General features: G+C 35.7%; 9 protein-coding genes. 6 read left to right on the top strand and 3 right to left on the bottom strand.

What is annotated here, in order from left to right:
* Positions 1–179: 179 nt before the first annotated feature.
* Entirely contained in the window at positions 180–554 is a 375-nt protein-coding gene (locus AsAng_RS04220; RefSeq protein ID WP_264791540.1) for an NfeD family protein, read from the bottom strand.
* Positions 555–702: 148 nt separating this feature from the next.
* Positions 703–1266: an NADAR family protein gene (locus AsAng_RS04215; protein WP_264791539.1), complete on the bottom strand. Its 564-nt coding sequence runs from the start codon at positions 1264–1266 to the stop codon at positions 703–705.
* 403 nt (positions 1267–1669) lie between these two features.
* On the opposite strand from AsAng_RS04215, the gene AsAng_RS04210 reads away from it, so the two are divergent.
* Positions 1670–2242: a Maf family nucleotide pyrophosphatase gene (locus tag AsAng_RS04210; protein ID WP_264791538.1), complete on the top strand. Its 573-nt coding sequence runs from the start codon at positions 1670–1672 to the stop codon at positions 2240–2242.
* A 69-nt stretch (positions 2243–2311) separates the two neighbouring features.
* On the opposite strand, the gene AsAng_RS04205 is transcribed toward AsAng_RS04210, so the two are convergent.
* On the bottom strand, positions 2312–3628 hold the full coding sequence (locus AsAng_RS04205; protein WP_264791537.1) for a hemopexin repeat-containing protein: 1317 nt from the start codon (positions 3626–3628) through the stop codon (positions 2312–2314).
* A 433-nt stretch (positions 3629–4061) separates the two neighbouring features.
* Here AsAng_RS04205 and AsAng_RS04200 point away from each other — a divergent pair, with 433 nt between their 5' ends.
* The 5 genes from AsAng_RS04200 (at position 4062) to AsAng_RS04180 (ending at position 12385) form a co-directional block, all read left to right on the top strand.
* On the top strand, positions 4062–4772 hold the full coding sequence (locus AsAng_RS04200; protein WP_264791536.1) for an SDR family oxidoreductase: 711 nt from the start codon (positions 4062–4064) through the stop codon (positions 4770–4772).
* A 374-nt stretch (positions 4773–5146) separates the two neighbouring features.
* The gene (gene kynU, locus AsAng_RS04195; RefSeq protein WP_264791535.1) at positions 5147–6424 is read left to right on the top strand and encodes a kynureninase; all 1278 of its coding nucleotides are present in this window, start codon (positions 5147–5149) and stop codon (positions 6422–6424) included.
* Between the two features lie 114 nt (positions 6425–6538).
* Positions 6539–7648 (top strand): lipid-A-disaccharide synthase, encoded by a 1110-nt coding sequence (lpxB, locus tag AsAng_RS04190; RefSeq protein WP_264791534.1) that lies wholly within the window; start codon positions 6539–6541, stop codon positions 7646–7648.
* Between the two features lie 441 nt (positions 7649–8089).
* Positions 8090–8707, top strand: coding sequence for a deoxynucleoside kinase (locus AsAng_RS04185; protein ID WP_264791533.1), 618 nt, complete (start codon positions 8090–8092; stop codon positions 8705–8707).
* Positions 8708–9193: 486 nt separating this feature from the next.
* Positions 9194–12385, top strand: coding sequence for a SusC/RagA family TonB-linked outer membrane protein (locus AsAng_RS04180; protein ID WP_264791532.1), 3192 nt, complete (start codon positions 9194–9196; stop codon positions 12383–12385).
* Positions 12386–12403 lie beyond the last annotated feature (18 nt).

Here is a 12403-nt window from a genome sequence, read left to right as displayed (position 1 = left end):
CAAAAATTTCTAAATACTTTTTAATTGAGTCTTTTAGTGATCTTCTTTTTCAAATTTTCGCCTTGATAGCGCTGCTATCAGGCTCTAATTTTCATCGAATCTCATTTAAAACGCTCTGTAAAAACCATCCACAACTTTTGTTACAGTGTAACAAATTTTACCTCTTGAAGTAAAATCAACTATCTATATTTTCCCCTATACTTAGGAGCTCTTTGTTCTCCTCCAAATGCATCTCTAGCGTATTTTCCAGTCAACATACCTAGCCCTCCTAGTATAGCACCAATTGCTACAGTTGGCCAAAAAGGATGAAAAGTCAATACCTCTGCCATCATGGTTGACAATTGGCTTTCATTCGCACTATCTAATAAATAGGCATAAAACCCAAAAAATAAGGCTCCGCCCAAAAAACCACTAAAAAAACTAAGTCCACTTTGAATTTGAAGCACAAATCCAACTATTCCTGCCACCAAGGCTATTCCCCACCATCCAATAAAAGTTCCCAAATATCCCATGAGAAAAATAGCTCCAATAGCTCCAAAAAATTTTGTAGTCATATTATACAATTTTAGTAGTTCGTTGTTCTTTTACTTTTCTTTAGCAAAAAACATCCATATCAACCTAATAAAGCTTTTCAACAAACTATTGACCATTTAGCAATAGCGGTTTATCATGCTAGGCAACTACTCCTTTATTTACAAAAAATCATCCTGCTTTTAGCAAAACATCTCTAGCCTCCATCAAGGCAAACCCCAAGAGGTTTTTCCCCCTCCAAAAACTGGGTTGGCAGGCATGTTCGTGTTCTCTGGATAAGCCTATCCCCCATATTGCATCCAATGGGCTAGCCTCCACCAATACCCTACTGCCCGTTTGGAGCAAGTATTCCTTTAATTGAGGATTCTGCCCAAACTTATAAATAGACCCTTGTTTAACAATATCAAAAGCATGTTGGTCCCATACCTTAGCATCAAAATTATGTACCAAACGACCTAATTTTTTAGCTTTTGCAGCCGAACTGCTATTCAATATGCGTTCCACCATCTCCTCATCGTTAAACAATCTAGCTTTTTCTACCATCATCCAATGCTCAGCTGTTTGATAGTTAATTCCATCGACAACAAATGAAGCTGGTGAGTCAAACCATTGACTCAAACACGACGCCCCTATCTGACCATCTTTTTGGGCTTGATGCCCCCAAAAGAAGACATACTTAATACGTTTTTGAGTTGAGACTTCTTTTAGAAGCCATTCTATATTGTATTTTGCCATAACTACAAATTTAAGACTATTTATACAATAAAACATTAATTTTTTGATTTTCCTATCAATCAAGTGGTTTTAAAGCTCAAATATTAATGTTTAAATAACAAGATAATTACCCTCCAAAGCATTATTCTACAAAGGATAATGAATAACACAGTACTAGTAACCAATATACTAAATCCATAGAAGATAAAAAATCATACTTCAGTAGTTTAGGCTAACCAATTAATTCATTTAAATTCTTTAAATTTGTCATCATTTTCTGTTATTTGGCAGCCCACAGGATCATCAATAACAAAGCTAAAGGAGTTGAAAATTTTGTTCTTTTAGCGTTGGTCAGGTCTGTTGCCATTGTCAAAGAAGCTGATTTTTTATCCATACCTTCCTTACCTAAAAATAAGATTAATTTATGCAAAGAATAAAACCTCATTTATTATTAGCATCCAAATCGCCTAGAAGAAAACAACTATTAAATGAACTAGGATTTGACTTTGATGTAGTGCTTCAAGATGTCGTTGAAGATTTTCCAGAGGATTTGCCCAAAGCACAAGTACCCGAATTTTTAGCTCAAAAAAAAGCACAAGCTGTTCGAGGGCATTTAGAAAAAGGAAAAGTTATTTTAGCTTCCGACACCATTGTATTGATGGGAGACACGATTTATCACAAACCGAAGGATTATGAAGATGCGGTTCGCATTTTGAGTGAATTATCGGGTAAGGTACACCAAGTTATTACAGGGGTTTGTTTATTGAGTTTAGAAAAAGAAGTTGTTTTCTCAGATGTTGCTAAGGTTCACTTTGCGCCCATATCCCTAGAGGAAATTGATTTTTATGTCAAAAAATTTCAACCCTATGACAAAGCAGGCGCTTATGCCATTCAGGAATGGATAGGCTTGGCTAAAATCCAAAAAATAGAAGGTGCTTACAATAGTATTGTTGGTTTGCCTACCCAAAAAGTTTATGATGCTTTGAGCAATTTTTAATAATAAAAACCTCATTTTTTAAGGAATATCTTAAAAAATGAGGCCAATAAGATTGTCTTTTTTACAAAATTAAGGCAGACGCTCAATTTTAAACGTCACCTCATACTTTCCAATCTTTTCCAAGGAGATCACCTTTGTTGCTTCTTGAAGCGGAAATGGTCTATCCGTTGATAGTTGCACTAAACTAGATAAGGCTGGATCAATATTCATTAGTATTAACTCTCCATTACCGACCAACTCATCGGCCAACCAATCGGCTACGGTTTGAGAAATTCCACTATTAGATGGCAATGGGGGTTGCTGTCGATCTTTTAATACATTTTTTAGTGCTATCTTAAACATTTCATGATTGGGAACTCCTCCAACATTAGACAGCCAATCCATCGACTCAAAATGTTTTTCTAAGGCTGCTTTAAATAACCCTTCCAATTCTTTCATTGTAAAATCTAAGACATTATGTGGAGAAAAATCCTTATCCATGCCAATTAAAAAATACCCCATAACACTAACAGGAATATCTGCTTCATGCGGCACATTATAACCAAAGATGTTTTCTTCTTCTATAACGGTTAAATTAGCATCAAATGGTATTTCGATTTTCTTACCCACAGGAACATCTTGCCCCAATTGTTTATAAGTAGTTAACAATTGAACTTTTGTACTCCCTTTTATGCCCAATGCTGTTCGCCAATAAATAGCTGCTAGATATGGATCGTCTTGATATTCTTCTGGTTTTATAATTTCTAAATGCGTCGGGGTGAATTTCCAAAGTGGATACATGGTTAAGCCTTTCCATGCAGCTCTAATTTTGGACGGATAATCAGGATCTACTGCATCCTTTTCCCAATCGTATCTAAAATACCAAGTTCCTAAAAATAAATAGACTTTATCCTTATTCTTTGGATGATTAACAGCAGCATGAACTGAATTATTAGGATAGCCACTCCATTTGGCTTTCGTTGATTTAGGGTACCCATCAACCATTTTTTTCGCTGCCCAATCGTATTTATAATAATGATTTCCTGCAAAAAAATAAACATACCGAGTGCTTTGTTTGGGATGATTCAGAGCGGCATCAATCCCACTACTAGGCAGCCCATTCCAAAAATCGGTAATTGGTTTTTTCTTAATTACTTTATCTAGGTTCCAATCGTATAAAAAACAAGTACCTTCCTTGAAAAAATATATATATTTATCTTTTTCCGTTGGATGATTTAAGGCAGCATCTACTCCATCAATGGGCAATCCTTCCCATAATCTAATTGATTTAGGATAACCATCAACGACTCTGTCAATCTCCCAGTCGTATTTGTAATACTGACTTTTATAAAAAAAATAAATAAAATTCTTTCCTTCAGGATGATTTAATGCACAAAACTTATTCATTTGGTTTTTAATTTATTTGGTGAATTTTTATTTGAAGTCTTTTCAAAAATAATGAGCGTCATTAGGAAAAAAAAAGATAATTTTTCAAAAAAAATGCCACTCAAACGCTCAATAAAACCACACAAAACACTAACAAACAACGATTTAAACGCAAAAACAAATTCATACTCAAATAAAACTCATCTACCCCTTCCTTATCAACTATGAAAAACATAAATGATGTGCAGAGTTATTTTTATAATAAAAAATCAACCCATTTCCACAACTTTTTATAGTTCCTTGCATTTGATATAATAAATAAAAAAAAGCTCTTTGATCTCGATTAGTCCAAGAGTTATTAACACACTACTTCGTGAAAAAGGCACGAGCAATCAACGAGGCTGTATGAATAATCCAAGAAGTAGTATAACAATATTCTAATCCAAATAAAACAATGAATTTAAACGATGCAAAAATCCTAATTACAGGAGGTAGTTCAGGACTAGGGAAAGCAATGGCAGAGGTACTGGTAGAAGCAGGGGCAAAAGTTTTAATTACAGGACGAAATGCTAAAAAAGTAGCTGAAGTTGCCCAACAAATAGGCTGTTTAGGTTTGCCTTTTGATATTTCAGATTATCAAGCATTGCCCAACAAAGCTGCTGAATCCATCGAAAAATTAGGTGGCATTGATGTTTTAATTAATAATGCAGGAATTGGAGAGTTCCCGTTATTAGGAGAAATTACCCTTGAGCATTTTGAGCGTGTTTTTTCAACCAATGTTTTTGGTTTGACGCTATTTACTCAAGAACTTTTACCCCATTTTAAAACTCAACAGCGTGGTAGCATCATCAACATTGCCTCAACAGCAGCCCTCAAAGGTTTTGCAAGAGGGTCCATTTATGCTGCTTCAAAATTTGCTTTACGAGCATTAACCCAATGTTGGCAAGCCGAATTGCGCCCCTTAAATATCCGTGTCATGCAAATAAATCCAAGTGAAGTTCCTACTGCATTTAATCAAGCGGATCGCATAGAAAAACCAACTGTTGATTACAAGCTAACCCCCACCGAGATTGCCCATAGTATTAAAGCTGTTTTAGAAATGGATGATCGTGGAATGGTTCCTGAACTATCAGTCTGGGCAACCAATCCTTGGGGCGCACAGTAATTTTTGATGCTTTTTTTGGCGTTGTATTAATTAATAATCATTTTTGTACCTTATTACGCAGTGCAGGACAAAACAGGTAAAGGATACTTATAAAGTATTGTTTAAGCTAAAACCTATATTTCGATCTTAGATCTTAGACCGCTTTGCTTTTAGATGTTAGACCCTATCACAACTTAATAGGGTCTAACATCTAAAAATAGCCCAATGAAACCCTTACTTTATTTAATTCCAATTGTTTTGTCCTGTACACAGACCTTATTATTATATAATACCTGCTTCGTACGTTCTATCACTTTTAGTTTGTAAATTTACCTACGTTGCAGCTCCATGATTTTGATTTTTCATCAACCAACTTATTAAGTACTCGCAATAAAATGGATACACTAGTGTTTGAAACCAGTCTAGCCTTCGCTCAAAAAATGGATGAGCAAGATGCCTTAAAAATCTATAGAGATCAATTTCACTTGCCCAAGCATACAGATGGAAACGACAGTTTATATTTCTGTGGCAACTCTCTAGGATTGCAGCCCAAAAAAGTAGAAAGCTATTTGCAACAAGAATTAAATGATTGGAAAAAATTTGGTGTAGAAGGTCATTTCCATGCTAAAAACGCTTGGATGCCTTATCATGAGTTTTTTAGCAAAAAATTAGCCAAAATTGTTGGTGCTCAGGAGCAAGAAGTAGTTGTTATGAATACCCTAACAACTAACCTTCATTTGATGATGGTTTCCTTCTATCGACCAACAGCCAAACGCCATAAGATTGTTATCGAAAAGGCAGCTTTCCCTTCTGATAAATATGCCATGGATTCTCAAATTCGTTTTCATGGTTATGATCCCCAAGAGAGCCTCATTCAACTTAGCCCTCGCACGGGAGAAGAAACTTTGAGAATAGAAGATATAGAGGCAACACTCCGTGAAAATGCAGATGAGATTGCCTTGGTCATGCTTGGAGGGGTTAATTATTATACAGGGCAATTTTTTGACTTAGAATATATTACTCAAATAGGGCATGAAATTGGAGCCCTCGTGGGTTTTGATTTGGCACATGCAGCAGGTAATGTGGTGCTAAAATTACACGATTGGAACGTTGATTTTGCCGTTTGGTGTCATTATAAGTATTTGAATAGTGGCCCAGGAGCTATTGCAGGCGCATTTGTCCATGACAAGCATTTGCACGATCCCAACATTCCTAGATTTGAAGGCTGGTGGGGACATGACAAAAACACCCGTTTCCTAATGGGCGACACCTTCCATCCTATGGCATCCGCTGAATCTTGGCAGCTTAGCAATGCGCCTGTTTTTTCAATGACTCCTCTATTGGCTTCGTTAGAACTTTTTGATGAAGTAGGAATGGATAAGCTTCAAGAAAAAAGTAAATTGCTAACTGCTTATATGGAATTTCTATTGCAACAAATCGAAACCGATAGAATTCAAATTATAACACCCAGCTCACCCAAAGATAGAGGTTGTCAATTGTCTATACAAGTCAAAAATGGCAACAAAGCCTTATTTGATGCAATCACAGCAAAAGGAGTAATTGCCGATTGGCGAGAACCAGATGTAATTCGAGTAGCTCCTGTTCCGCTTTATAATAACTTTATGGATGTTTATCAGTTTGTAGAAATTCTCAAAAGTGAGCTCTTGGGATAAAGACATGGTCTTATCAATCTATTTTAGTTTTGGCAATTTGAAAATGGCACGATGTCTATATTTTCAAATTGCCATATTTGTTAACAACTAAGGCAACTTCATCCCTTATCACCAATGAAATACTATATTATATCAGGAGAAGCATCAGGAGACTTGCATGGCTCCAACTTAGTAAAAGCATTACAGCAGGAAGACGAAACAGCTAGCATAAGAGCTTGGGGGGGAGATTTAATGGAAGCAGCAGGCGTAGAACTCGTTAAGCACTACAAAGATTTAGCTTTTATGGGTATTGGTCAAATCATAAAGCATCTGCCTACGATATTGAGAAATTTTAGGTTTTGCCGTGAAAACATTCAAGAATTTGCCCCAGATGTTTTGATTTTGATTGATTACTCTGGTTTTAACTTGCGAATTGCCAAATGGGCAAAGCAGCAAGGTTATAAGGTTTTTTATTATATCTCTCCTCAAATATGGGCAACTAGAGAAAAACGAGTACACAAAATCAAATTGTATGTTGATAAAATGTTTGTCATTCTTCCCTTTGAAAAAGAATTCTACCAAAGACACGATTACAAGGTAGAATTTGTAGGGCACCCCTTACTTGATGTTGTGCAGCAACATTGCCCAAATCCTAATTTTCGTTCAGAAGCAAAATTAACGACTCAACCCATTATAGCCTTATTGCCTGGCAGTCGCAAGCAAGAAATTCACTCCATGTTGGGCATTATGTTAACGGTCATAGATGATTTCCCAAACTATCAATTTGTTATTGCTGGAGCTCCATCTATAGCCCCTTCCTTTTACGAATCTTTTATTGCTGAGCGTAATAACATTACCTTAATTCAAAACAAAACCTATGACTTATTAAGCCACAGTCATGCTGCTTTAGTTACCTCAGGAACAGCGACTTTAGAAGCTGCCTTATTTAAGGTTCCTCAAGTAGTTTGTTACAAAGCAAGTGCTTTGTTGTATGCAATTGTCAAGCGAATTATTAAGGTTCGTTTTATTTCTATTGTTAATTTAATTATGGACAAAAAAGTCGTGCAAGAACTAATCCAACACGACTTGAGTACACAGCAGCTAAAGACAGCGCTTCAACAAATAACGGAGGGCACTAAACGACAAGAAATATTAAAAGACTACAACCTCTTATACCAAAAATTAGGTCATCAAGGAGCTTCTAAAAAAGCAGCCAAGAGCATGCTACAATACTTGCGTTCTTAAGCACTCCATTTTACTCAAAAGGCAATTTCCCACAAATGCCTAAAGGAAAATAAAAGTTGATTATACTACTTTCATCTCCTCTTCCTTACTTGCCTTCAAAAACGTCGAGGAGTTAGAAAAGGGTTGGTAAAAACCTAGCTTTTCTCAAAAAACCACTGCCTAAAAAAGATTTTTTTAGGTTTCGAGAAGAGAATGCTTTTCTTTTGCAAAAAAATTTTATTTTGACGAAAAATAATAGGGACTTTTTCTAAGTATCTAATTAGTAGCGTTTTAAAAAGTTATGCTTGATTGAATCCATCTCCTTTTTGTTTTTTTCTAATGAATAGAAAAAATGAAACAAACTGAGCGTAATAATTCAATTGATTTACTAACGATAGCTCATGACGCCACAAAAAAAAGAAATTACCTACAAAATATAATAACAGATAGTTAAACAAGACGATGAAACCAAAACACATTGCCATTGCAGGAAATATTGGGGCTGGCAAAACAACGCTTTGCGAATTGTTAAGCAACAATTTTGGCTGGGAAGTCAATTATGAATCAACAGATGATAATCCTTATTTAGAAGACTTTTATAATGACATGAGTCGCTGGTCTTTTAATCTCCAAATTTACTTTTTAAACAATCGGTACCGACAAATTGTTGAAATTCAAAAAGGAGATACCACTGTTATACAAGATCGTTCTATCTATGAAGATGCGCATATATTTGCTCCTAACTTGCACCAGATGGGGTTGATGGCAACTCGTGACTTTCACAATTATTTTGATTTATTCAAATTGATGAGTTCACAAGTTAATGCTCCTGATTTACTAATTTATCTCAAGGCAAGTGTACCTACCCTAGTCAATCATATCCAAAAAAGAGGGCGTGATTACGAATCAACCATGAGCTTAAATTATCTCAAATCTCTAAATGATAAATACGAAGAGTGGATTAATAATTATGACGCTGGCAAATTATTAGTGCTTGACGTCAATGAGCTAGATTATAAAGATAATATAGAGCATAGGCAATTTGTCATTGATGAAGTTTCCAAGCAACTCAATTTATAAATAATCTCATAGATAGAAATCAAGATAATATTAGAAACCTTTGGTCAAATTACCAAAGGTTTTTTTTGTTTTAGTCTCCTTCCAACCTCTATTTTTATCCTTTTTTTCATTACCATTAATTAACATTATATTTATACAGTATATATAACTCTACACAACCTTAAAACTACCCAAAATCATATTCTGTATTTTACATAAAGCATGGTTTTTTTTACTAGAAATAATCTATTTTTTGCGTCAAAATTTGTTAAAAAGCCTTAGAACCCTTTTTTTTTTCAAAAAGTGTCCATTTTCAAATACCTGCCCCATTCAAAGCATAAAAAACTATAAATCAGAACAGTAAAAAGTGTTAAAACATGTATTTCATCTGTTAAAAATGTAATTATTTGTTAAAAAAAATTAACAAACTGTTATTTTTTTGAGTTTTATATCTACATTAGATACGCAAACTATTTTTATTTAAACTCAAAAAACAAAAGGTTTTTTATGAAACTATTCAACACGCTGCTAGTGTTGTTAGTCTTCTCTATAGGGACCGTTTATGCTCAGAAAACTATTTCTGGAGCAGTAACGGATGAGAACGGCGAAGCAATAATTGGCGCAACGGTATTAATGAAAGGCTCTGCCTCTGGTACCATAACGGATATTGATGGAAAATACTCCATTGAAGTACCAGAAGAAGCTACGGCTCTTTTATTTAGTTACATAGGATATGCTACACAAGAGGTAGAAATTACAGGTACAACACTAAATGTTACCTTATTAGAAGGGGTCGATTTAGAAAAAGTTGTTGTAACTGCTTTGGGAGTTTCTCGCAAAGAAAAATCATTAGGTTATGCTTCTCAAGAAGTCGATGGGGATGACCTTAACAAATCAAGAGATGCCAATTTCTTAAATACCCTGCAAGGAAAAGTTGCTGGTGTACAAATCACAGGATCTTCTAACTTAGGTGGTTCTACTCGTATCCTTCTTAGAGGTGCGGGATCGATCAAAGGAAACAACCAACCTTTATTTGTTGTTGACGGAGTTCCGATTGATAATACCAACTTTGCTGCAATTGGTACAACTGCTGCTGATAAAGATCAAGTTCGTGGTGCTGGTGGTTATGATTATGGTAGCCCTATTTCAGACATCAATCCTGATGATATTGAGTCTGTCAACGTACTAAAAGGACCTGCTGGTGCTGCACTTTATGGTGATCGTGGTTCTAATGGTGTAATCATGATTACGACTAAAAAAGGTTCTAGAGTAAAAGACTCTAAATTACCTATTGGTGTTTCCATCAACTCTAGCATTCAGTTTAACGAAGTTGCTGTATTGCCAACTTACCAAAATCAATATGGTGGTGGTGCAGGAAATACCTTCTCTAACTCTATCCTTGATACCAACCAATTGGTTGCTGACTTAGGATACGATGGAAGTTGGGGGCCTAAATTTGATGGTCAACAAGTTAGACAGTGGGATTCTTACGACGAGTGGGATACCGACAACTATGGAAAAACTAGAGCATGGGAAGCCAATCCTAATAATGTTAAAGATTTTTTCCGCACAGGTTTATTAGCTACCAATAGCATTGCTTTGAGTGGTGCCAATACCCTAGGTTCTTTCCGTCTATCTTACACCAACACTCATCAATTGGGTACGCAAGAAAACTCTAAGTTGAATAGACACAACCTTGGGTTTAATGCAGACTACAAATTGACCAAGAAACTAACAGCAAGAGCCTCTATTAATTTCGTAGCAAACGAAGGTAATGGCCGCCCTCTTACAGGATATGGTGAATCTATTATGGCGGAGTTCAATCAGTGGTTCCAAAGACAACTGAACATGGATCGCCTAAGAAACTACAAAAACCCAGACGGAACTCAACGTACTTGGAATAGAAACAGCGAAATAGATGGTACTCCTCATTACTGGGACAACCCATTCTGGGAGCGTTATGAAAATGGTCAAAGAGATAGAAGAGAGCGTCTATTCGGAAATGTTGGTCTATCGTATGCTATCACTGATTTCTTAACCATTAGTGGTCGTGCCATGACTGATTTTTATACCGATCGTCGTGAAGAATGGATCGCAAAAGGAGGTGTTAAAGAATCTAAGTACTCTGAAGATGTTCGCTTCAAAAGAGAAAACAACTATGAGGCTAAATTAGCCTTCAACAAACGTTTTGGAGAGCTTATTTCTCTAAATGCTTTTGCTGGGATTAACTTCCGCAAAAACATCTATACACTTAATGCAACTAGTACACAAGGGGGACTTAACACCGCTAATTTTTACAACTTAAGTAACTCTGTATCGAATGTTATGATTAATGACTTCATGACACAACAAGAAATCTTCTCTACCTTCTTCAATGCATCGGTAGGATTTAAAGATTTCCTTTATGCTGATATAAGCTACCGTTTTGATGTTAATTCAACGCTACCTACGGACAATAACTTGTACCACTATTACTCTTTTGGTGTAAGCTTTATTTTCTCTGAAGTTTTGCCTAAAAACAATATTTTATCGTTTGGTAAATTTAGAGCTTCTTATGGTCAAACAGGTAGTGGTACACAGCCTTACCAATTGGAAACTACTTACTTTACCAATCCTAGTTTTGGTAGCAATGGTATGAGTACTGTTCCTAATGACTTAAACAACTCTGAGCTACAACCAGAGCGTAGTAATGCATTTGAAACTGGTTTGGACTTAAGATTCCTAAAAGGTCGTTTAGGAATAGACTTTACTTATTATAACCAAGTAACTAGCAACCTAATCTTTGGTGTGAGCCAATCTGCTTCTACAGGTTATACTACTCGTCAATTGAATGCAGGTAAAGTACTAAATCATGGTATTGAAATTGCTGCTTATGGTACTCCTGTAAAAGTAAATGGTTTTAGATGGGATCTTGGATTCAACTTTGCTAAAAACAACAATACGGTATTAGCATTAACAGAAGGTACAGATAATATTCGTTTGTCTTCTTTGTTTGGTGTTGCTTTAGAAGCTAGAGTTGGTGAATCTTATGGTACTTTTGTTGGTACAAACTTCGTTTATGACGAGAATGGCAACAAACTAGTAGATGCTGCTACAGGTCTTTATGCAAAAACCGACGATGTTGAGGCATTGGGTTCTGTATTGGCTGATTTTACAGGTGGTATTTCTACTACCCTATCTTACAAAGGTATTTCTTTGTACTTATTGTTTGATTTCCAAAGTGGAGGAAAAGTATTCTCATTGACCAACCAATGGGGTAAATACTCTGGTATGTTGGCAGAAACTGCTGAAAATGGTATTCGTGAAAATGGTATCGTTGTAGACGGTATTGCTGCTACACAAGATGCTGATGGAAATTGGGTAAGTTCAGGACAGCCTAACACCACTAATGTAGATGCACAAACTCATTTCTTTGCTAACCAAGGTTATGTAATTAAGGCTGCTGATATTTATGATGCTAGTTTCGTTAAGTTTAGAGAAGCTCGCTTAGGTTATACCTTCCCGAACAAAATGTTTACTAAGACTCCTTTTAGAGATGTATCTATTTCTGTTGTAGGAAGAAACTTAGCTATCCTTCACAAAAATGTTCCACACATTGATCCTGAAGCAGCTGTAAACTCTGGAAATGTTCAAGGTTTTGAAGGCGGACAATTGCCTACAGAACGTTCTATTGGAATTAACCTAAACCTTAAATTCTAATCAAAAACGAAAATTATC

Origin of the sequence: Aureispira anguillae (assembly GCF_026000115.1) — a bacterium.
Taxonomy (GTDB): Bacteria; Bacteroidota; Bacteroidia; order Chitinophagales; family Saprospiraceae; genus Aureispira; species Aureispira anguillae.
This window is presented reverse-complemented; position numbering and strand designations above follow the sequence as displayed.